The organism is Streptomyces sp. NPDC008001 (assembly GCF_042958085.1).
Lineage (GTDB): Bacteria > Actinomycetota > Actinomycetes > Streptomycetales > Streptomycetaceae > Streptomyces.
Map to the genome: position 1 here is coordinate 291,948 of NZ_JBIBIZ010000007.1, position 21,767 is coordinate 313,714.

Consider the following 21,767-nt stretch of genomic DNA (forward strand, 5'->3'; position numbering starts at 1 on the left):
CGGCAGGCCGGAGCGGAACGGCCGCGCGCGTCGCCCTCCGCCGGATCGGCGACCGGCCCGCGCCGGCGGTGGTACGGGGGCTCGGGGGCCGGGGTTTGCCGGAGGTGTTTCAGTTGCCGTCGCGACGATCAGCTCGTACCGGCGCGATCCGGCGCCTCGGGGCCCGTTACGCGGCAATCCGTGCCGACGGGTGGAGCGTCGCGTACTCCAGGGGCGCCGACGGGTCGATCGAGACGTCCAGCGGGGCCGGGGGCGCGCCCGCGCGAGCGAGGAGGTCGCCGACGGCGGCGATCATCGCGCCGTTGTCCGTGCACAGCCGCAGCGGCGGCACCCGCAGCGTGACGCCCGCGGCGGCGCACCGCTCCTCCGCGAGGGCCCGGACGCGGGAGTTGGCGGCGACGCCGCCGACCACCACCAGCGTCCCCACCCCGTACTCCCCGCACGCGGCCACCGCCTTGCGCGTGAGGACGTCCGCCACCGCCTCCTGCAGCGACGCCGCCCCGTCCGCGACCGGCAGCGGCCGCCCCGCCGCCCGGTGCTGCTCCGCCCACCGTGCGGCGGCCGTCTTCAGCCCGGAGAACGAGAAGGCGTACGGGTCGTCGCGGGGCCCCGTGAGCGGCCGCGGGAACGGCACTGCCCGCGGATCGCCCTCGTGCGCCGCCCGGTCGACGGCAGGCCCGCCCGGATAGGGCAGCCCGAAGGCCCGGGCGACCTTGTCGAAACACTCGCCCGCCGCGTCGTCGAGCGTGTCACCGAGGTGCACGATCGGATCGCGGGCCAGGTCCCGTACGAGGAGCAGCGACGTGTGCCCGCCGGAGACGATGAGCACCATGCAGGGGTCGGGCAGCGGCCCGTGCTCCAGCGTGTCCGCGGCCACGTGCCCCGCGAGGTGGTGCACCCCGTACAGCGGGACGTCCAGCGCGTAGGCGAGCCCCTTCGCCGCGGCCAGGCCGACCTGGAGGGCACCGGAGAGGCCGGGCCCGGTGGTCACGGCGACCGCGCCGATGTCACGCATCGTCAGCCCCGCGTCCGCCAGCGCCGCCCGCACGACGGGCGCCGCCGCGTGTACGTGCGCGCGGGCGGCGATCTCCGGGACGACCCCGCCGAAGCGCGCGTGCTCGTCCATGCTGGAGGCCACCGCGTGGCCCAGCAGCTTCCCGTCCCGCACCAGACCGGCACCGGTCTCGTCACACGACGACTCGATACCCAGCACCACCGGTGAACGCCCCACGCCGCGCCTCCTGCCTTCTATTCGTAATTGCACAGCATATGCAATAAGGGCCCGCATGCCGCCCGGCCACCGGTGGTCAGTAGAGTTCCCGTGCCCCCTGCCTGCCGCGAATGCCGAGGTGACAGCCCTGTGAGCCCCGCCCCCGCCGCCGTCACCGTCGTCGGTATCGGTGCCGACGGCTGGCCCGGCCTCGCCCCCGTCTCCCAGGAGGCGCTGAGCGACGCCGAGGTGATCATCGGCGGCCCCCGCCAGCTGGACCTGCTGCCCGCCGGCTGCCGCGCCGAGCGCATCGCCTGGCCCTCCCCGCTCCGCCCGGCCGTCCCCGGCCTGCTGGCGGCGCACGCGGGCCGCCGCGTCTGCGTGCTCGCCAGCGGCGACCCCATGTTCTTCGGCATCGGCCGCACCCTTGCCGAGGAGCTCGGCCCCGCCCGGCTCCGCGTGCTCCCGCACCCCTCCTCCGTCTCGTACGCCTGCGCCCGGCTCGGCATGCCGCTGGAGGAGGCGGAGGTCGTGAGCCTCGTCGGCCGCCCGATCGCCGCCCTCACCGCGGCGCTCCACCACGACCGGCACCTGCTCGTCCTCAGCTCCGGCGCCGCCACCCCCGCCGAGGTCGCCGCGCACCTCCGCGCGCACGGCTACGGCCCGAGCCGCATGACGGTCCTGGAACAGCTGGGATCCCGGGCCGAACGGCGCGTCGACGGCACGGCCGACGACTGGCCCCACGCCCCCGGCGACGCCCTGAACGTCATCGCCGTCACCTGCCGCCGCGCCCCGGGCGCCCTCCGCCTCCCCCTCACGCCGGGCCTGCCGGACGAGGCCTTCGAGCACGACGGGCAGCTGACGAAGCGTCACGTACGAGCGGTGACGCTCGCCGCCCTGGCCCCGGCCCCCGGCGAACTCCTGTGGGACGTGGGCGGCGGCTCCGGCTCGATCGCCGTCGAATGGATGCGGGCCCACCGCACCTGCCGCGCCATCAGCATCGAACGCGACCCCGTACGGGCGGCCCGCATCACCCGCAACGCCGAACGGCTGGGCACGCCGGGCCTCCGCGTCGTCACCGGCCCGGCACCCGCCGCACTTGCCGGACTGCCGTCCCCCGATGCGGTCTTCATCGGCGGAGGCCTCACCGCCCCCGGCCTCCTGGACGCGTGCTGGGAGGCGCTGCCGGCGGGCGGGCGCCTGGTGGCCAACACGGTCACGCTCGAATCCGAGGCGCTGCTCACCGACCGCTACCGCCGCCACGGCGGCGAACTGACCCGCCTCGCCGTCGCGCACGCCGCCCCGGTCGGCGGCTTCACGGGCTGGCGCCAGGCGATGCCGGTCACGCAGTGGTCCGTGGTGAAGCCCGGGCCGCAGACGCAGGACGACCCCCGACCGACAGGAGACCCCGCCCCGTGACCGTCTACTTCATCGGCGCCGGCCCCGGCGCCGCCGACCTCATCACCGTGCGCGGCGCCCGCACCCTGGCCCGCTGCGGCGTCTGCCTCTACGCGGGAAGCCTCGTCCCGCGCGAACTCCTCGCCGAGTGCCCGCCGGACGCCCGCCTGGTCGACACCGCGCGCCTCGATCTCGACGCCATCACCGAGGAGTTCGTCCGCGCCCACGAGGCGGGCCACGACGTGGCGCGCCTGCACTCCGGCGACCCGTCCGTCTTCAGCGCCGTCGCCGAGCAGATGCGCCGCCTGGACGCGGCCGGCATCCCGTACGAGATCGTGCCCGGCGTCCCCGCCTTTGCCGCGGCCGCCGCCGCCCTCGGCCGCGAGCTGACCGTGCCGACGGTCGGCCAGACGGTCATCCTCACCCGCATCGCCCGCCAGGCCACCCCCATGCCCTCCGGCGAGGACCTCGCCACCCTCGGCCGCAGCGGCGCCCTGCTCGTCCTCCACCTCGCCGTCCGCTACACGAGCCAGGTCGTCGCCGAACTCCTCCCGCACTACGGCGCCGACTGCCCCGCCGCCGTCGTGGCGATGGCCAGCCGCCCGGACGAACTGGTCCTGCGCGGCACGCTCGCCGACATCGCCGCGCAGGTCGAAGCGGCCGGGGTGATCCGTACGGCGGTCATCGTCGTGGGCCGCACGCTGGCCGCGGAGCAGTTCCCGGACAGCTACCTCTACTCGGCGGACCGGGACCGGGACCACTGCGCGAAGTGAGGTTAGCCTATGCTTACCTCGACTTGATCATCCCAGGGGGGAAGCGCATGCCCAAGGTCCTGCGAGCAGCAATGCTCATCACCCTGGCGGCAACAGCCGTCACCACCACGGCGACCGGCCCGGCCGCCGCAGCGGCCCCGCCGGCCCCGGCCGGCGCCGAGTCCCACGCGGCCACCCAGGCCGCCCTGAACGGCCTCGTCGCCGCCGGCATGCCCGGTGTCGCCGCGGGCACCCTCACGCCCAAGGGCACCTGGTCCGGCTCCGCCGGCTACGCGGACACCGCCGCGCAGCGCAAGCGCACCGCCGCCGACCACTTCCGCGCGGGCAGCATCACCAAGTCCTTCGTCGCCACGGTCCTGCTGCAGCTGGAGGCGGAGGGGAAGCTCCGCCTCGACGACTCGCTGGAGCACCATCTGCCGGGCGTGGTCAAGGGCAACGGCTACGACGCCGGCAAGATCACGATCCGTCAGCTCCTCAACCACACCAGCGGCATCCACGACATGGTGTCGACGCCCGAGTGGAACGAGCAGATGAACGGCCAGGGCTTCTTCGCCCACCGCTACGACGTCAAGACGCCCCGCGAGATCGTCGCCATGGGCGTCAAGTACGGCCCGGACTTCGAGCCCGGCAAGGGCTGGCGGTACTCCAACACCAACTTCGTCCTCGGCGGCATGATCATCGAGAAGGTCACGGGGAACCCGTACGCCCGCGAGGCCGAGCGCCGCATCGTCAAGCCGCTGGGCCTCAAGGAGACCACCTTCCCCGGCACGGACCCGAAGCTGCCCGCCCCGCACCCGGTCGGCTACTCGAAGCTCTACGTGCCGGACCCGGGCCCGGAGGTCTACGACGCCACCGAGTACCGGCCGTCCTGGTCCGGCGCCACGGGCGAGGTCGTCAGCACCAGCGGCGACCTCAACCGGTTCTTCAGCGGCCTCCTGCAGGGCAAGCTGCTGCCGAAGAAGCAGCTGGACGAGATGCTCACCACCGTCGAGACGGGCGAGCACTACACGTACGGCCTCGGCATCATCTCCCGCAAGCTGAGCTGCGGAGCTCAGGTGTACGGCCACGACGGCGTCGTCTGGGGCTCGCTCACGGGCGCCGCCGGCACGCGCGACGGCAAGCACATGCTCACCTTCAACATCAACGGTGACTGGCTCAACGAAAGCCCGCCCTTTGAGAACATGTTTGAGGGCGAGTTCTGCGGGGCGCTGCCGAAGGCGGCGGCGGACAAGCCGGCGAAGAACGCACCGGTGACCGCGGCAGCGGTGAACACGCTCCGCTAGTCGCTATGGGGCCCCACCGGCCCCGCCCGTCCCACGATCGCGCCCGCGCGGTCGATGCAGATGACGTCGACCGCGACGGGCGCGCCGCGCAGCACGGCCAGCGCCTCGTCGCGGGCGGTGGCGGCGACGAGGTCACCGAGCGGAACGCCGGCGGCCTCGCACAGCCGCAGGGCCTCCAGCCCCGTGTTGGCGGAGGCGACGGCGGCCGCCAGCTCCTCACCGGCGCCCCCGTGCCGGGCCAGCTCCGCGAGGAACCCCTTGTCCACCTGGGACCGCCCCGAGTGGAGGTCGAGGTGGCCCGCGGCCAGCTTCGACAGCTTGGCGAACCCGCCCGCGACGGTGAGCCGGTCCACCGGGTGCCGGCGGATGTACTTGAGCACCGCGCCCGCGAAGTCGCCCATGTCCAGCAGGGCGTCCTCCGGCAGGCCGTGCACGGCGACCGCGACCTTCTCCGACGTCGACCCCGTACACCCCGCGACGTGCGTACGGCCCGCCGCGCGCGCCACGTCCACGCCGCGCCGGATGCTGTCGATCCAGGCGGAGCACGAGTAGGGCACGACGATGCCCGTGGTGCCCAGGATGGAGATGCCGCCCAGGATCCCGAGGCGCGGGTTCCAGGTCGAGCGGGCGATCTCCGCGCCGTGGTCGACGGACACCTCGATCTCGACGTCGCCCGAGCCGCCGTACCGGGCCGCGACCTCGGCGACGTGGTCGCGCATCATCTGCCGCGGCACGGGGTTGACGGCCGGCTCGCCGACGTCCAGCGGCAGCCCGGGGCGGGTGACGGTCCCCACGCCCGGCCCGGCCCGGAAGACGACTCCGGAGCCCGGCGGCAGCACCCGTACCGTCGAACGCACCAGCGCACCGTGCGTGACGTCCGGATCGTCACCGGCGTCCTTGACGATGCCGGCCATGGCCGAGGGGCCGCCCTCGGCGTCACTGCCGGACAAGGCCTCCGCGGCGAGCGCGAACGCGGGCGTCTGCCCCTTGGGCAGGGTGATCGTCACGGGGTCGGGGAACTCGCCCGTGAGGAGCGCGGTGTACGCGGCGGTGGTGGCGGCGGTGGCGCAGGCGCCCGTGGTCCAGCCGTGCCGCAGCCCGGTGTGCTGCAGCTGCGCGGCGCGCCCGCCGGTGGCCTTGCCGGCTGCTCCGGGCGAACCGTCGGTGGTGGCTGCGGTGTCGGTCACGGCTGCCTCCGGCCGTAGGGTGGGTCGCCGGCCGGGCGGAACGCCGGGCCGGGTCCGGACGGAACGGCAGAAACCCGAGCAGAAAGGCACCACGTGAGCGACCGGCGCCACATCCTGATCCTGGGCGGCACGACCGAGGCGCGCTGGCTCGCCGGCGAACTCGACGCGGACCCCGGAATCCGGGTGACCACGTCCCTCGCAGGGCGCGTGGCACAGCCGCGGCTGCCCGCCGGACAGGTCCGCATCGGGGGGTTCGGAGGGGCCGAGGGCCTCGCCCGGTGGCTGCGCGAGCAGCAGGTGGACGCGCTCATCGACGCCACCCATCCTTTCGCCGGCACGATCAGTTTCAACGCGGCGGAGGCCGCCGCCGCCGTCCCCGTTCCCCTGCTGGCCGTGCGCCGCCCCGGCTGGGAGCCCGGCCCGGGGGACCGCTGGCACGAGGTCGCCTCCCTGGCGGAAGCCGCCGGGGTGCTGCCCGCGCTGGGGGAGCGCGCGTTCCTGACCACGGGCCGGATGGGCCTGGCGGCCTTCGCGCACCTCGAGGATATGTGGTTCCTCGTCCGCTCCGTGGACGCCCCCGAGCCGCCGGCCCCGCCCCGCATGGAAGTCCTTCTCGACCGCGGCCCGTTCACGCTCGACGGCGAACGCGAGCTGCTGCGCCGCCACCGGATCGATGTCCTCGTGACGAAGGACAGCGGAGCGTCGGCCACATCGGCCAAACTGGCCGCGGCCCGCGAGGCGGCCGTCCCGGTCGTCGTGGTCCGCCGCCCCGCGGCCCCGGAGGGCGTCCCGACCGCCGCGGACCCGGCGGAGGCCCGGGAGTGGCTGCGGCAGCAGTTCCCCGGCGGCTGAGCCGGGTCCGGCACCCTAGGCGAGCGCCGCGCACCGGGCCGGCGGTGCCGGCCCGGCCGCTGTACTGACCTGTCAGGCGTACGGCGTCACCCCTCCGGATACCGTCGCGGCGTCCAGACGATCTTTTCCGGGGAGCCGTCCGCCGTGCGGTGGGCCACGCGGGTTTGCGTCGAGCCGACGAGGAGGATCGTGCGCATGTCGACCTCGGCGGGGTCGAGTTCGCCGAGGGGAACGATGCGGACGGACTCCGACGGGCCGCCCACGTCGCGGGCGACGACCACGGGCGTGTCCGGGGCGCGGAACTCCAGCAGCAGGTCGCGGGCCTTGCCGACCTGCCAGACGCGGCTGCGGGAACCGGGGTTGTACAGGGCCAGGACCAGGTCCGCGGAGGCGGCGGAGCGCAGCCGTTCCGCGATGACCTCCCACGGCTTGAGCCGGTCGGAGAGCGAGATCACCGCGTAGTCGTGGCCCAGCGGGGCGCCCGCGCGGGCGGCCGCCGCGTGGGCCGCCGTCATGCCCGGCACCACGCGCACGGGGATGTCCCGGTACGGGCCCTCCGAGGCCACCTCCAGGACCGCCGTGGCCATCGCGAAGACGCCCGGGTCGCCCGACGAGACGACGGCGACCCGCCGCCCCTGCCGCGCCAGGTCCAGCGCGAACTCGGCGCGCTCCGACTCCACCTTGTTGTCGGACGCGTGGCGGCGCTGGCCGGGACGGGCCGGCACCCGGTCCACGTACGTGCTGTAGCCGACGACGTCCTGCGCCGCCGCCAGTTCGCCGCGCGCCTCGGGCGTGAGCCACTGCGGGCCCGCCGGGCCGAGCCCGACCACGACGACCTCGCCCCGCCCCGCGCGCGGCGCGGCGTCGGCACGGCTCGGCAGCACCGCGACGGAGAAGTACGGCACGGACTCCGGGTCCACGTCCGCCAGGCGCCCCGTGCGCTCGCCGCTCATCGTCGCGCGCTCGACGTAGCGCGCCTCGGCCAGCCGGCCGGACCGCTCCAGCGCACCCCGCACCGCGGGGAACGTGCGCCCGAGCTTTATCACGACCGCCGAGTCCGTGGCGGCGAGCCGCGCCGCGAGCTCCTCCTCGGGCAGCGTGCCCGGCAGGATCGTCAGGATCTCCTCGCCCTCGACGAGCGGCTCGCCGAGCCGGGCGGCCGCGGCGCTCACGGAGGTGACCCCGGGGATCACCTCGGTGGGGTAGCGGTCCGCGAGGCGCTTGTGCATGTGCATGTAGGAGCTGTAGAAGAGCGGATCGCCCTCCGCCAGGACCGCCACCGTGCGCCCGGCGTCCAGGTGCGCCGCCAGCCGCGCCGCGGCCTCCTCGTAGAACTCCTCCATCGCGCCCCGGTATCCGCCGGGGTGGTCCGTGGTCTCCGTCGTCACCGGGTAGACCAGGCGCTCCTCGATGTGCCCGGGGCGCAGGTGCCGCTCGGCGATGGAGCGCGCGATGGAGCGGCCGTGCCGGGCGCTGTGGTACGCGACGACGTCCGCCGCCGTGATGACCTCGACGGCCCGTACGGTCATCAGGGACGGGTCGCCGGGGCCGAGACCGACCCCGTACAGCCTGCCCGTCGTCTGCGGATGCTGCTCGCTCACTCTTCCTCGCTCGCTATCGCGTTGATCGCGGCCGCGGCCATGGCGCTGCCGCCGCGCCGCCCCCGCACCACCAGGTACTCCAGCCCCAGCGGGCTGTCCGCCAGGGCGTCCTTGGACTCGGCGGCGCCGATGAAGCCGACCGGTATGCCGAGCACGGCGGCCGGCCGCGGCGCGCCCTCGGCCACCATCTCCAGCAGCCGGAAGAGCGCCGTGGGGGCGTTGCCGACGGCAACGACGGCGCCGTCGAGCTTGTCGCGCCACAGCTCCAGCGCGGCGGCGCTGCGGGTCGTCCCCATGCGCTGCGCCAGCTCCGGCACGGCCGGGTCGGCGAGCGTGCACAGCACCTCGTTGTCCGCGGGCAGGCGCTTGCGGGTGACGCCGCTGGCGACCATGTTCGCGTCGCACAGGACCGGCGCCCCGGCGAGCAGCGCGGCGCGCGCCTTCGCCACCACGCCGGGGGAGTAGGCCAGGTCCTTGACGAGGTCCGTCATCCCGCAGGCGTGGATCATGCGCACCGCGACCCGGCCGACGTCCGGCGGCAGCCCGCCGAGGTCCGCCTCGGCGCGGATGGTGGCGAAGGACTGGCGGTAGATGGACGCGCCGTCCTTGTCGTAGTCGAACACTCTGTCCTCGTTCATGTCGTGGTACGTGCCGCCGCCACCGCGCCGGCGAGTCCTGCCGCCGTCACCGTCCGGGGCCCGGCGTCCTGCCTGCCGTCCTGCTTGCCGCCGTGCTGCTCACTGCTGCTGCCGCCGCTGCTGCCCCGGCCGCCGCCGTCCTGCACCGTCACCCGGTAGCCGCCCTCCGTCGCCAGCACGTCGACCCACGGGCCGCCCCCCGGATGCCCGCAGCGCCGCTCGCACCCGGACCAGTACACCGGGAGCAGCGGGAGCACCGGGCCCACCGGGAGCGCCGCCGCACCGGAAGGCTGCCCGCCCGCGAGGCAGGCCGCCGCGTCCGCCCGCACGTCCGCGAGGGACTTGGCGCATCCGGGACGCCCGGCGCACGCGCCCGCGCGGTGCCAGGCGGACTCCGCGGAGGTCACGAACCCGGCGTGCGCGAGGTCCGCCAGGAGCCCCGCTGCCTTCGCCGCCGGGAAGCCGGGGACCACGAGACCACGCCAGGGCGTCACCCGGATCGTCCCGTCCCCCTGCTCGCCGGCCATGCGGGTGACGAGCCGCCACTGAGCGGCGGTCAGCCGCCCCAGCGGTGCCGTCACCGACAGCGCGCAGACCCCGTCGGGGCCCGTCACCAGGCCGGGACCGGTGGGCTCGCCGAGGGGGATCCGGAGGGAGGGGAGCGGCGTGCAGGTGATGCCTGCCGTGGTGAGCCGGTCCGCCAGCCGGGCCGCGGACGGCCGCTGTTCGGGAGGCAGCTCCCGCACGCGCCACGCCGTGCTGCCGCAGGCCTCCCGCACCGCCAGGAACTCGGCCGCAGCCAGCACGGCCGCACGCGGGGCGTCCGCGGCGGAGATGCGGACGCCCGGTCCTTCGGTGCCGAAGCACAGGGCGGCCCGCCCGGAACCGCTTGCGATCAATGTCACATCGGGCCGCAGCGCCGCGATGTCGCCCCGCCCGTCGTCCAGCCCGAAGAGGAACCTGCCGGAGAGGCCGGCCAGATTCGCGGAAACACCCGGAACGGCCTCGGAAATGTCCTCGGCGCAGAGCAGTCCGTCCAGTTCACGGGCCCAGGCCTGGACGTCGGCCGGGGCGGCACCGAGGCCCGCCGGAGCCCCGTCCGGCCCGGAAACGGAATCCGCCTCGGCCAGGGGGTCCGGCCCGGAAGCGGGACCCGGGGGCCGGCCGTCCAGGCCGCACAGCGGCGAGGCCGCCACGTTACGGATCCGGTCGTGCCGCTCCGACGGCAGCAGTCCGCCCGCCCGCAGCCGCCCGGCGAGCCGCCCGCCGCAGCCCGCGGGAAGGCCGCGCAGCTGGACGTTGCCGCGCGAGGTGAGGTCGAGGTGCCCGTCGCCCAGCTCCTCCGCGAGCGCGCCCAGCAGCTCTGCCTGACGGGCCGTCAACAGGCCGCCGGGCAGCCGGATCCGGGCCAGTGCACCGTCGTCCGCGGCGTGCAGGCGCAGCGCGCCGGGGCAGGCGTCGCCCCGCTCGCGGACGGGCCCCGCGGAGGGCGCGCCGGCGCCGGACGCGGCCCGGTCCGGAGGAGGTGCGGGGGTGGTGGACATGGCGGCGAGCATACCGACGCCCCTGCCCGGCGCACGGCCCCGTACCGCACGCCCCGCACACTCCCGTACCGCCGTCTGCCTGGGCTTTACTATGCTCCACGGTGGAACAGTGCCCGCTCCGCGAGCACCGCTCCGCCAAACGCCAGCGACGGCGACAGGGGAGGAAGCCGGTGAGACTCCGGCACGGTCCCGCCACTGTGAGCCCGGCCCTCCCGCCGGGCGAGTCAGGAACTCCCGCCGTCCTCCGACCGCCCGGGGCGCGGACCCCGAGGAAGGCTTGCCGCCGCATGCGCACATTCCGGTGCCGGGCACCCCGGGCGACCCACGATGCCCTGGGGAGCGCCGCGTGATCCTTCTCCTGTCGACGTCCGACACCGACCTGCTCAGCGCCCGCGCGGCTGCTGCTCAGGGCGGCCCGGTCCCGTACCGGCTCGCCAACCCCGCCCGGCTCGCCCTCGACGACCTCCCGGCCCTCCTGGAGGGCACCGACCTCGTCGTCGTCCGCCTCCTCGGCGGCATCCGCGCCTGGCAGGAGGGCCTGGACCTGCTGCTGGCCGGCGACCGCCCGGTCGTCGTCCTCACCGGCGAACAGGCGCCCGACGCCCAGCTGATGGAGGCCTCCACCGTCCCCGTCGGCATCGCCGCCGAGGCCCACGCCTACCTCGCCCACGGCGGCCCGGCCAACCTCGAACAGCTCGCCCGCTTCCTCTCCGACACCGTGCTCCTCACCGGCCACGGCTTCGAACCGCCCGCCGCCGCCCCCGCCTGGGGCGAGCTGGAGCGCACCCCCAAGCCCGGCGCGAGCGGCCCGCTCGTCGCCGTGCTCTACTACCGCGCCCACCACATGAGCGGCAACACCGCCTTCGTGGACGCCCTCTGCGACGCCGTCGAGGACGCCGGCGGCCGCGCCCTGCCGCTGTACGTGGCCTCGCTGCGCGCCCCCGAACCCGAGCTGATCGACGCCCTGCGCGGCGCCGACGCCGTCGTCACCACCGTCCTCGCCGCCGGCGGCACCAAGCCCGCCGAGGCCTCCGCCGGCGGCGACGACGAGTCGTGGGACGCCGGCGCCCTCGCCGCCCTGGACGTGCCGATCCTGCAGGCCCTGTGCCTGACCGGGCCGCGCAGCGCCTGGGAGGAGAACGACGAGGGCCTCTCGCCGCTCGACGCCGCCACCCAGGTCGCCGTGCCCGAGTTCGACGGCCGCATCATCACGGTGCCGTTCTCCTTCAAGGAGGTCGACGAGGACGGCCTGCCCGCCTACGTCGCCGACCCCGAGCGCGCCGCCCGCGTCGCCGGCATCGCCGTCCGTCACGCCAGGCTGCGCCACGTCCCCGCCGCCGAGAAGCGGATCGCGCTCGTCCTCTCCGCGTACCCCACCAAGCACTCCCGCATCGGCAACGCCGTCGGCCTCGACACCCCCGCCAGCGCTGTCGCCCTGCTGCGCCGCCTGCGCGACGAGGGCTACGACTTCGGTGCGGAAGCGGTCCCCGGCCTGGAGTCCGGCGACGGCGACGAGCTCATCTACGCCCTCATCGAGGCCGGCGGCCACGACCAGGACTGGCTCACCGAGGAGCAGCTCGCCCGCAACCCCGTCCGCATCCCCGCCGCCGACTACAAGCGCTGGTACGCACGGCTGCCGCAGGAGCTGCGCGAGTCCGTCGAGCAGCACTGGGGCCCGCCCCCGGGCGAGATGTTCCTCGACCGCAGCCGCAACCCCGAGGGCGACATCGTCCTCGCCGCCCTGCGCCGCGGCAACCTCCTGATCCTCATCCAGCCGCCGCGCGGCTTCGGCGAGAACCCCATCGCCATCTACCACGACCCCGACCTGCCGCCCTCGCACCACTACCTCGCCGCGTACCGCTGGATCGCCGCCTCCCGCGAGGACGGCGGCTTCGGCGCCGACGCCATGGTGCACCTCGGCAAGCACGGCAACCTGGAGTGGCTGCCCGGCAAGAACGCCGGCCTGTCCGCCGCCTGCGGCCCCGACGCCGCCCTCGGAGACCTCCCGCTCGTCTACCCCTTCCTCGTCAACGACCCCGGCGAGGGCACCCAGGCCAAGCGCCGCGCCCACGCCACGCTCGTCGACCACCTCGTGCCGCCGATGGCCCGCGCCGAGTCCTACGGCGACATCACCCGCCTCGAACAGCTCCTCGACGAGTACGCGCAGATCTCCGCGATGGACCCGGCCAAGCTGCCCGCCATCCGCGCCCAGATCTGGACGCTCATCCAGGCCGCCAGGCTCGACCACGACCTCGGCCTGGAGGACCGCCCGGACGACGACGGCTTCGACGACTTCCTGCTGCACGTCGACGGCTGGCTGTGCGAGGTCAAGGACGCCCAGATCCGCGACGGCCTGCACGTCCTCGGTGGCGCGCCCACCGGCGAGGCACGGGTGAACCTCGTGCTGTCGATCCTGCGCGCCCGCCAGATCTGGGGCGGCACGGCGGCCCTGCCGGGCCTGCGCGAGGCCCTCGGCCTGGACGAGTCGGCGGCCACCCGGACGACGGCGGACGCGGCGGAGGCCGAGGCCCGCGCCCTGGTGGAGGCCATGGAGGCCGCGGGCTGGGACCGTGCGGCCGTTGCTTCCGTGGCCGCCGGCCACGGCGAACACGTCGCCGCCATCCTGGACTTCGCCGCCCGCGAGGTCGTCCCCCGGCTGGCGGGCACCACCGCCGAACTCGGCAACGCCGTCAAGGCGCTGGCCGGCCGCTTCGTTCCCGCGGGCCCCTCCGGCTCGCCCCTCCGCGGCCTGGTCAACGTCCTGCCGACCGGCCGCAACTTCTACTCCGTCGACCCCAAGGCCGTCCCCAGCCGCCTCGCCTGGGAGACGGGCCAGGCCCTGGCCGACTCCCTGCTGGAGCGCTACCGCACCGACAACGGCGAGTGGCCGCAGTCGGTCGGCCTGTCCCTGTGGGGCACGAGCGCGATGCGCACGGCCGGCGACGACGTGGCGGAGGCCCTGGCACTGCTCGGCGTCCGCCCGGTGTGGGACGAGGCGTCGAGGCGGGTGACGGGACTCGAACCCGTCACTCCCGAGGAGCTCGGCCGCCCCCGCATCGACGTCACCCTCCGCATCAGCGGCTTCTTCCGCGACGCCTTCCCGCACGTCATCGGCCTCCTCGACGACGCGGTACGGCTCGTGGCCGCCCTGGAGGAGGGCCCGGAGGTCAATTACGTCCGCGCCCACGCCCAGGCCGACCTCGCCGCCCACGGCGACGAACGCCGCGCCACCACCCGCATCTTCGGCTCCCGGCCGGGCACCTACGGCGCGGGCCTGCTCCAGCTGATCGACAGCCGCGACTGGCGCACCGACGCCGACCTCGCCGAGGTCTACACGGTCTGGGGCGGCTACGCCTACGGCCGTGGCCTCGAAGGCCGCCCGGCGCGCGAGGAGATGGAGACGGCGTACAAGCGCATCGCGGTCGCGGCCAAGAACACGGACACCCGCGAGCACGACATCGCCGACTCCGACGACTACTTCCAGTACCACGGCGGCATGGTCGCCACGGTCAAGGCGCTCCGCGGCCGCGCCCCGGAGGCGTACATCGGCGACTCCACCCGCCCCGAGACGGTCCGCACCCGCACCCTCGTCGAGGAGACGTCCCGCGTCTTCCGCGCCCGCGTGGTCAACCCCCGCTGGATCGAGGCCATGCGCCGCCACGGCTACAAGGGCGCCTTCGAACTCGCCGCCACCGTGGACTACTTGTTCGGCTACGACGCCACGACCGGTGTCGTCGCCGACTGGATGTACGACAAGCTCGCCCAGACCTACGTCCTGGACCCGGAGAACCGCGCCTTCCTCCAGGAGGCCAACCCCTGGGCCCTGCACGGCATTTCCGAACGCCTCCTGGAGGCCGAGAGCCGCGGCATGTGGGCCAAGCCGGACGCACAGACGCTGGAAGCCCTGCGCCAGGTCTTCCTGGAGACGGAGGGGAACCTGGAGGAGGGCGCGGGCGGCGAGTAGCCCGGACACGCCTCGGACATGGCCCGGGCGTGACCCTCACCGGCCTGATCGGCGTCCCCCGTTGCGGGGGCGCCGATCGCCGTTTTGAGCCGGAGCACCGGCGGTCAGTAGGATCGTTTGGATGATCATCAGAAAACGGCTGGCAGTGGGCGCCTGTGCCCTCCTCGCCGCCCTGGCCGGGGGGATCGCGCCGGCGCACGCCGCCGACGGCCCCCCGAAGGACTCACCCAAGGTCGAGCTGGTGCTGGACGTCAGCGGCTCGATGCGCGCCCAGGACGTGGACGGCGGTACCCGTACCCGCATGGCGGCCGCGCAGCAGGCGTTCAACGAGGTCATCGACGCGGTGCCGGAAGGGGTACGGCTCGGCATCCGTACGCTCGGTGCCGACTACGGCGGTGACAACAAGGAGCTGGGCTGCCGGGACAGCAAGCAGCTCTACCCCGTGGGCCGGGTCGACCGCACCGAGGCCAAGGCCGCCGTGGCGACGCTGCGGCCCACCGGCTGGACGCCCATCGGCTACGCGCTGCGCGGTGCCGACCAGGACCTCGGCACGGACGGCGGCACCCGCCGCGTCGTCCTCATCACCGACGGCGAGGACTCCTGCGGCCAGCCGGACCCGTGCGACGTGGCGCGCGAACTCGCCGCGAAGGGCACGCACCTGACGGTCGACACCCTGGGGCTGACCCAGGACGACAAGACGCGCGAGCAGCTCAGCTGCATCGCCGAGGCCACCGGCGGCACGTACTCCACCGTGCGGCACACCAAGGAGCTGTCCGGCCGGATCAAGCAGCTCGTGCGCCGGTCCGAGACGCCGGTCGAGACCCCGAAGGCCGTCCAGGGCGCCGGCGAGTGCGCCAAGGCGCCCGAGATCGGCGCCGGTCTGTGGACCGACCGGGAGACGTTCTCCGAGCACCGCTGGTACCGGGTCAAGGTGAAGCGGGGTCAGGAACTGCGGACGTCGGTGAGCATCGGCGCGGACCGCGCGGTGGACCGTGACTACGGCGTGCTGGTGCGCGCCGTGAGCGAGGGCGGGCAGGAGCTCGTCCGCGGCGCGGAGGCGGGCAGCGGGCGCACGGACGTGATCTCGTCCGGCCTCCGCTACCCGTACGGTCAGTCCGGCGACAAGGACGAGAAGGGCAAGGAGCCGCGGACCGTGTGCCTGGAGGTCTCCAGCTCCTTCTCCGCCCCCGCGAACGTCAAGCGCGACCCCGGCCTGCCCGTCGAGCTGGCCGTCGACCTGGTGGACGCCCCGGACGACCCCTCCGACCTGGCGGCCTTCGGGCTCGGCCGGGGCTGGGTGCTGCTGGGTGTCCTGGCCCTGACCGGGCTGATCGCAGGGCTGGTGTGGGGCTGGGTCTCCCGCTGGCGCGTCTCGGTGTGGAGGGCGAACTGATGAGACTCACCCGTACGGCCCGTGCGGCCGCGGCAGGACTGCTCGCCGCCGCCGCACTGTTCACCTCGGCGGGCGCCGCCGCGGCCGCCTCCCCGTCGCCGGGCGCTTCGGCCGACGAGGACGGCGCCCCCACGGAAGCCGGAACGGGCTTCCGTACCGCCACCGCCCTCAAGCAGGGGCAGAAGGCCACGGCCGACGCCTCCACCGGCGACTACCTGTACTGGCAGTTCCCGGCGGGCGCCGGGCAGCAGCCGCAAGTGAAGGCGACCGTGAACCTGCCGGAGGCGTCCGCGCGGCACGGCGCCGCCGTCTGGCAGCTCGACGTCTACGACGGGCTGCGCCGCCACCAGGCCTGCGCCTCGGGCGAGCCGGTGCAGCGCGCCTCCGCGCAGGACGCCTCGGTGACGCTGACCTGCACGCTGCGGACCGTCCGCCCGTGGTCCGAGCGGTGGGCGAACGATCCGCTGCCCGGCGCGTACTACGTCCGCCTCACCCTCACCGACGCCCCCGACCGCGACCACGGGCTGCCCGTGAAGGCGGAGATCGAGGCGACGGCGAAGGACGCGGGCGGTGCCCGCGCCGAGGGCGGCGAGGTGGCCCCGCTGCACGCCGCGGCCGTCAAGGAGCCCGAGGACGGCTGGAACGGCAGCTGGTGGACGGACCGCTGGGCGTGGACCGTGGGCGGTGCCGTGCTCGGCGCGCTCGCGGCCATCGGCGGCTACGTGCTCACCCGCCACCCGCGGCGCCCCGCGCAGCAGTAGCGCACCGCACGCCCGGTGGGCGGGAGCTCCGGCCTCCCGCTCACCGGCGTGCGGGCCGGTCGCCCTCCACGGCGTCCGCATACAGGTCCATCAGGTCCTCCGTGAAGTACGAGCTGTACGAGATGTCCGGCGTGTCGCCCCCCGTGTGGTAGCCGCCGATCACGCCGATGACCTCGTACCCGTCCTCCCCGCGGACGAGGAACGGCCCGCCCGACGTACCGCCGACGTAGCCCGCGCAGGCGATCTCCAGGAAGTCGCCCGGGGCGTTCGGGTCGGTGCTGGTGTAGCGGTGCGTGGAGGAGGAGCAGTCCAGCGGCTTGGGGTACTTGGCGTCGCTGCTGCCCGGATAGCCGATGAGCCGCACGTCGCGGTGCGTGTAGCCCGGTCGGATCGCCAGCTCGAAGCCGCCGACGGCTTCCTCCACGCTGTCGCCGTCCGCGCGCTCGCCGAGCCGGAGGACGGTGAAGTCCCAGCGGGCGCCGCGGTCGGTTCCCAGGTCGTAGTAGTGCTGGTCGATGTAGATGTCCTCCACGGGGAAGACGCCGTGGGGCTTCAGCCCGTCGTGGTACTGGGGCACGAACGTCAGCCGCTTCTTGGGGTCCGGCGAGCGCAGGCAGTGGGCCGCGCTGACGGCAAGATCCCGGTGCGGGCTGCGGACCACCGTGCCGCCGCAGAAGCGGCCGGTGTTGTTCCCGTCGGTCCAGAAGAACGTGCCGACCTGCGGCAGTCCGTCGAACGGATGGCTGGGCGGCACGGGACCGGCGTGCGCCCGGCTCTCCGCTCCTCCAGCGCGCTGTCCGGCCGGCAGGGCCGCCACCATGCGCTCGGGCGTCCAGTAGGCGTCGGCCTCGGCCGCCGTGCGTCGCGGTGGTGCGCCGGCGGCCGCCGCACCGGTTCCGGACGCGGCGACGGCCAGCAGCCCCGACAGCAGGGCGGCGGCCAGCCCGCGCAGGGAGCGGGGTCTGTGAGGTCTGGGCATGGTCGGATACCTCCTCGTGGCGAGCGTGTCATCGTCCTACGGACGGGACCGGGGTGAACAGGCCAGGACGCGACAGGATTCACGAGGACGTGGGACACGCCGGAGAGGCTGTTCCCGGCTGACCGGAATGCTTGCAGCCACCTCGGCGTTTCCTTGCCGGGAAGCGGAACCACCCCCGCGCATCAACCCGTGGTTAAGTCCATCACCAGCTGAAATGCCCAGCGGACTAGTGCTACGGGTTCAACCCGTGACAGGATGCCTCTCGCAGTCACTTCCGGCTTAACTGGCCGTGAGGTGCCGTTGAGGAACATCGGCCGGTGAGGACGGAGCAGATGGCAGTCGGGGGCGACAGGGCGGCAGGTGACGCGGGCAGCCCGCTCGCGGCACGGCTCAACTACCTGTTCGCGAACATGCACCCGCCCGGCGCGCCGTACACCAACGCCCACGTCGCCGAGGAGATCACCAACGGCGAGGAGTACGGCGAGACCGGCCTCACCGAGCAGTATCTGTCGATGCTGCGCAACGGCCGCCGCGCCAACCCCAGCCCGGACGTGCTGCGCGCCCTGGCCAAGTTCTTCGCCGTGCCCGTGGGTTACCTGATGGGTGACCTCTCGGCCTCCCAGGCCGAGCGCGTGGAGGAGGAAGTGCGCTTCCTCGTCGCCATGCGGGACCAGCGGGTGCGGGCCATCGCCCTGCGCTCGGTCGGGCTGCCCCCCGAGGTGCAGGACAGCCTGACCACGATCATCAGCCAGTTCCGGCAGCAGATGAACCTTCCGTCCGACCCGCCCGACGCGGGTGGTGAGGAGCGCCCGTGACCGTCACGGCGGATGACCGGCTCTTCACTTACTGGCGGCGTACCGAGGACGAGGACGGTGCAGGCATGCGAGTGGGGCGCATACGGCGCCGGTGCAAGCAGCTCATCCAGGAGCTCGCGCTGCCCGCGTCGACCGACCTGCAGGGCCTGTGCGACATCGTCGCGCGCCGTGTCGGCCGGCCGATCCGCCTGGTCCCCATGAGCCTCGACGGCGTCGTCTCCGGCATGACCGCCACCACCGACGACGCCTACTGGGTCATCTACGAGCAGAAGACGTCCCCCTGGCACCAGGTCCACATCGTGCTCCACGAGATCGGCCACCTGCTGCTCGGCCACGACCAGGACCCGGCCGTCACCGAGGACGCCCTCAAGGTGTGGACCCCCTCGGTCGACGTGGCCACCGCCATGCGCCGCATGGGCCTCACCATGGGTCTCGCCCGTCACCACTGCTACGACAACCTCACCGAGCGCGAGACCGAGATCCTCGGCACCCTCCTCATGGAGAAGGTCGTGCCCCCGCCGCCCGGCCAGGACGCCCGCCTGGAGGGTGCGGCCGCCGAGCTGGCCGCCTCCCTCGGGCCCGCCCTGCAGCACGTCCGCCGCCGGATCAGGGAGCACGGCGAGGGCACTGAAAGCAGCCTGAACGGCGAGAGCGGCGATATCGGCGGAGGCGACGTTGTTTGACGCCCTCTACCTCACCTTCAGCGCGATCACCTGGGCCATCGTCGGATACAAGGCCCGCGCGTGGTTCCGCGACCGCGGCAACGTCGACCTGGGTCTCACCGCGCTGATGACCTCCGGCGTGCCCGTCGTCTTCCTGTTCTCGGCGCCCAGCGTCTACCGCGCCTTCGACCGGCTGACCGGCGTCGCCAACCTGGCCATGGTCTTCCTCTACTCGGCCGTGGTCCTGTTCGCCACCGGCGCCACGATCCTGCTGCTGCGCTGGACCAGCCACGGCGACGCGGCGGCCCGCGCCCGGGCCGCCGTGCGCTCCCGCCTCGCCGTCGCCGTCGTGACCGCCGCCTGGGCCGCGGCCGTCGTCTGCTTCGCCGTCGGCCGGCCCGACGCCGTCGAGCACCCCCGCGACTTCAGCACCGCCTACGCCGACGCCCCCGGCGTCGTCGCCTTCCTGGTGCTGTATCTGGCCATCTTCGGCACGAGCCTCGCCGGGCTCGGCGCCCTCTGCCCGCGCTACGCCGCCCAGCTCGGCCCGTCCTGGCTCGCCAAGGGCCTGCGGACCCTGGCCGCGGGCTGCTGGCTCGGCCTGTTCTACTGCGTGTGCAAGCTCGCCGGCTTCGCCCTGACCTGGGCCGGCCACGACGTCTACTGGCTGTCCAACGGCGTCGCCCCGCTGAGCGCCTCGGTGGCCGCCCTGCTGGTCCTGCTCGGCTTCTCGCTGCCCGCCGCGGGACCCCGCGTCGCCGCGTGGCGCAGGCTCCGCCGGCTCCAGCCGCTCTGGCAGGCCGTCACCGAGCACGCCCCCGAGGTCACCCTCACCGGGCACGGTCTGACGGGCCGCTGGCCCTTCGCCGACCTGGAGTGGCGGGCCAACCGGCAGATGGCGGAGATCCGTGACATCCAGCGCGGCATCCGCCGCCACGTCGAGCCCGCCGCCCTGGACATCGCCCGCAGCAAGGCGGCCGGCGCCTCGTTCGACGAGCGCCGCCTCGCCGCGGTCGTGGAGGCCGCGGCCCTCCGCCGCGGCCTGCAGAACCAGATCACCGGGCACGTGCCCGTCCCGCACGCCGACAGCGTCGTCATCACCGTCAGCGCCGATCCGGCGGAAGAACACGAGCACCTGGCGCTCGTCGCGGACGTCTACCACGACCCGGTGGTGGAGGCCGTCCTCGGCGAACTACGGGAAATCAGCGCGGCACGCCGTCCCTGACGGCGTGCGGCCCATGGACGAGGCGGCCCTGGACGGGGGTCAAGGCCGCCTGCGCCACAGGCCGGCGCCGGGTCCGTCACCACGACGGACCCGGCGCGGCCCGTGTCGTCCCGGCGGCCGGCGCAACATCCCGGAAGACCCGAGACCCGAGACCCGAGACCCGAGACCCGAGACCCGAGAGCCAACGGACAGGCCTAGAGTCGGATCCCATGCAGAACACCGCCCCGCCCGGCGCCCTCGCGCCCGCCGACGTCACCGCGCTCACCACCGACCCGTACGGCACCTACGCCCGGTTGCGCGAGGCCGGCCCGGTCCACCGCTTCACCGGCCCCGACGGGCGGCCGGCCTGGCTGGTGACCCGTTACGAGGACGTGCGCCGGGCCCTCGCCGATCCGCGGCTCTCGCTGGACAAGCGCAATGCCGCTCCGGGCAACTACGCCGGCTTCTCGCTGCCTCCGGCCCTCGACAAGAACCTGCTCAACATGGATCCCCCGGACCACACCCGGATCCGCCGGCTCGTCGTCAAGGCCTTCACCCCCGGCCGCGTGGACAAGCTCCGCGCGCCCGTCCGCCGGATCGCCGGCGAACTCCTCGACGCGGTCGAGGCCGAGGGCCGTACGGACCTGCTCGCGTCCTACGCGGGGCCGCTGCCCATCATCGTCATCTGCGACCTGCTCGGTGTGCCGCAGGACCAGCGGACGGACTTCCGGGCCTGGACGGACGCGCTCATCACCCCGGACCCGTCCCGGCCGCACCTGATGAAGGAAGCCATCGGCAACATGATGCGCTTCCTCACCGGCCTCGTCGCGAGCAAGCGCGCCGCCCCCGGCGACGACCTGCTCTCCGACCTGATCGCCGTCCGCGACAGCGGCGACGGCGACGGCGCCGACCGGCTCTCCGAGGACGAGCTCACCTCGCTCGCCTTCCTCATCCTCTTCGCGGGCTACGAGAACACCGTCCACCTGATCGCCAACGCCGTCCTGGCGCTGCTGGACCACCCCGCCTTGACGGACTTCTTGCGCACGAATCCGGCCGGACTCGGAGCGGCCGTGGAGGAGTTCATGCGCTGGGACGGGCCCGCGCCGCTCGCGATCCGGAGGTTTCCGCTGGAGAACGTGGAGATCGGCGGCGTGACCGTACCGGCCGGGGAAACCGTCCTGCTGTCCCTCGCCGCGGCCAATCGTGACCCTCATCACTTTTCCGAGCCGGACCGGCTGGATCCGCACCGTGATCGTTCCGGCCATCTTGCGCTGGGTCACGGGATCCATCACTGCCTCGGCGCGCCGCTGGCCAGGATGGAGACGGAAACGGCGCTGGCAGCGCTGCTGGAGCGGTTCCCGGGGCTCGCGCTCGACGTGGCGCGGGAGGAACTGGCGTGGCGCCCTTCGGTGCGAGCACGTGGCCTGATTTCGCTCCCTGTTCGCTGGTAGTCAGCAAAGCCGAACAGGTTTTTGGTGCATAACCCATCCTTGATGAGGTAGA

The 21,767-nt window shown here is 74.3% G+C and carries 17 protein-coding genes and 1 riboswitch; of the genes, 11 read left to right on the forward strand and 6 right to left on the reverse strand.

The genetic code is table 11. The annotated features are described in order from the left end of the window. Positions 1 to 166: 166 nt before the first annotated feature. A complete protein-coding gene (gene tsaD / locus ACFZCD_RS20370; RefSeq protein ID WP_391833120.1) occupies positions 167 to 1,216 on the reverse strand; it encodes a tRNA (adenosine(37)-N6)-threonylcarbamoyltransferase complex transferase subunit TsaD in 1,050 nt (349 codons plus the stop codon). 144 nt (positions 1,217 to 1,360) lie between these two features. On the opposite strand from tsaD, the gene cbiE reads away from it, so the two are divergent. The 3 genes from cbiE to ACFZCD_RS20385 are packed head-to-tail and all read left to right on the forward strand — an operon-like array spanning position 1,361 to position 4,664. Next, the gene (cbiE, locus tag ACFZCD_RS20375) at positions 1,361 to 2,629 is read left to right on the forward strand and encodes a precorrin-6y C5,15-methyltransferase (decarboxylating) subunit CbiE (RefSeq protein ID WP_391832724.1); all 1,269 of its coding nucleotides are present in this window, start codon (positions 1,361 to 1,363) and stop codon (positions 2,627 to 2,629) included. Then, positions 2,626 to 3,381: a precorrin-4 C(11)-methyltransferase gene (gene cobM / locus ACFZCD_RS20380; RefSeq protein ID WP_391832726.1), complete on the forward strand. Its 756-nt coding sequence runs from the start codon at positions 2,626 to 2,628 to the stop codon at positions 3,379 to 3,381. The genes cbiE and cobM overlap by 4 nt, the downstream gene beginning before the upstream one ends. 47 nt (positions 3,382 to 3,428) lie before the next feature. Next, complete coding sequence (locus ACFZCD_RS20385) at positions 3,429 to 4,664, forward strand: serine hydrolase domain-containing protein (RefSeq protein ID WP_391832728.1); 1,236 nt, start codon at positions 3,429 to 3,431, stop codon at positions 4,662 to 4,664. Here the strand turns inward: ACFZCD_RS20385 and ACFZCD_RS20390 are convergent. Further along, entirely contained in the window at positions 4,661 to 5,851 is a 1,191-nt protein-coding gene (locus ACFZCD_RS20390) for a cobalt-precorrin-5B (C(1))-methyltransferase (RefSeq protein ID WP_391832730.1), read from the reverse strand. The genes ACFZCD_RS20385 and ACFZCD_RS20390 overlap by 4 nt on opposite strands. Before the next feature lie 93 nt (positions 5,852 to 5,944). Between ACFZCD_RS20390 and ACFZCD_RS20395 the strand changes: the two genes are divergently transcribed. Beyond that, positions 5,945 to 6,703, forward strand: coding sequence for a cobalt-precorrin-6A reductase (locus tag ACFZCD_RS20395; RefSeq protein WP_391832732.1), 759 nt, complete (start codon positions 5,945 to 5,947; stop codon positions 6,701 to 6,703). 86 nt (positions 6,704 to 6,789) lie between these two features. Here ACFZCD_RS20395 and ACFZCD_RS20400 read toward each other — a convergent pair whose 3' ends face one another. Genes ACFZCD_RS20400 through ACFZCD_RS20410 form a run of 3 tightly spaced genes read right to left on the reverse strand, consistent with a single transcriptional unit; the run spans position 6,790 to position 10,498 of the window. Then, complete coding sequence (locus ACFZCD_RS20400) at positions 6,790 to 8,304, reverse strand: precorrin-2 C(20)-methyltransferase (protein ID WP_391832734.1); 1,515 nt, start codon at positions 8,302 to 8,304, stop codon at positions 6,790 to 6,792. After that, entirely contained in the window at positions 8,301 to 8,942 is a 642-nt protein-coding gene (locus ACFZCD_RS20405; protein ID WP_391832736.1) for a precorrin-8X methylmutase, read from the reverse strand. The genes ACFZCD_RS20400 and ACFZCD_RS20405 overlap by 4 nt, the downstream gene beginning before the upstream one ends. Next, positions 8,939 to 10,498, reverse strand: coding sequence for a cobalamin biosynthesis protein CobG (locus ACFZCD_RS20410; RefSeq protein WP_391832738.1), 1,560 nt, complete (start codon positions 10,496 to 10,498; stop codon positions 8,939 to 8,941). Before ACFZCD_RS20410 ends, ACFZCD_RS20405 begins: the two co-directional genes overlap by 4 nt. Positions 10,499 to 10,646: 148 nt before the next feature. After that, positions 10,647 to 10,720: riboswitch (cobalamin riboswitch) on the forward strand. Positions 10,721 to 10,832: 112 nt separating this feature from the next. Here ACFZCD_RS20410 and cobN point away from each other — a divergent pair. From cobN to ACFZCD_RS20425, 3 genes are all read left to right on the forward strand, one after another. After that, positions 10,833 to 14,450: a cobaltochelatase subunit CobN gene (gene cobN / locus ACFZCD_RS20415; protein ID WP_391832740.1), complete on the forward strand. Its 3,618-nt coding sequence runs from the start codon at positions 10,833 to 10,835 to the stop codon at positions 14,448 to 14,450. A 121-nt stretch (positions 14,451 to 14,571) separates the two neighbouring features. Next, on the forward strand, positions 14,572 to 15,843 hold the full coding sequence (locus ACFZCD_RS20420; protein ID WP_391832742.1) for a VWA domain-containing protein: 1,272 nt from the start codon (positions 14,572 to 14,574) through the stop codon (positions 15,841 to 15,843). Then, positions 15,843 to 16,604 carry a hypothetical protein gene (locus tag ACFZCD_RS20425; RefSeq protein ID WP_391832744.1) on the forward strand — a complete coding sequence of 254 codons (762 nt, stop codon included), beginning with the start codon at positions 15,843 to 15,845 and terminating at the stop codon, positions 16,602 to 16,604. Before ACFZCD_RS20420 ends, ACFZCD_RS20425 begins: the two co-directional genes overlap by 1 nt. Positions 16,605 to 16,644: 40 nt before the next feature. Here ACFZCD_RS20425 and ACFZCD_RS20430 read toward each other — a convergent pair whose 3' ends face one another. Beyond that, positions 16,645 to 17,583, reverse strand: a complete 939-nt coding sequence (locus ACFZCD_RS20430) for a trypsin-like serine peptidase (protein ID WP_391832746.1) — start codon at positions 17,581 to 17,583, stop codon at positions 16,645 to 16,647. A 332-nt stretch (positions 17,584 to 17,915) separates the two neighbouring features. On the opposite strand from ACFZCD_RS20430, the gene ACFZCD_RS20435 reads away from it, so the two are divergent. The 4 genes from ACFZCD_RS20435 (at position 17,916) to ACFZCD_RS20450 (ending at position 21,715) form a co-directional block, all read left to right on the forward strand. Further along, the gene (locus tag ACFZCD_RS20435; RefSeq protein WP_391832748.1) at positions 17,916 to 18,398 is read left to right on the forward strand and encodes a helix-turn-helix domain-containing protein; all 483 of its coding nucleotides are present in this window, start codon (positions 17,916 to 17,918) and stop codon (positions 18,396 to 18,398) included. Further along, complete coding sequence (locus ACFZCD_RS20440; protein ID WP_391832750.1) at positions 18,395 to 19,081, forward strand: hypothetical protein; 687 nt, start codon at positions 18,395 to 18,397, stop codon at positions 19,079 to 19,081. Before ACFZCD_RS20435 ends, ACFZCD_RS20440 begins: the two co-directional genes overlap by 4 nt. Beyond that, the gene (locus tag ACFZCD_RS20445) at positions 19,074 to 20,285 is read left to right on the forward strand and encodes an MAB_1171c family putative transporter (protein ID WP_391832752.1); all 1,212 of its coding nucleotides are present in this window, start codon (positions 19,074 to 19,076) and stop codon (positions 20,283 to 20,285) included. Before ACFZCD_RS20440 ends, ACFZCD_RS20445 begins: the two co-directional genes overlap by 8 nt. A 209-nt stretch (positions 20,286 to 20,494) precedes the next feature. After that, positions 20,495 to 21,715 carry a cytochrome P450 gene (locus ACFZCD_RS20450; protein ID WP_391832754.1) on the forward strand — a complete coding sequence of 407 codons (1,221 nt, stop codon included), beginning with the start codon at positions 20,495 to 20,497 and terminating at the stop codon, positions 21,713 to 21,715. Positions 21,716 to 21,767: the final 52 nt, after the last annotated feature.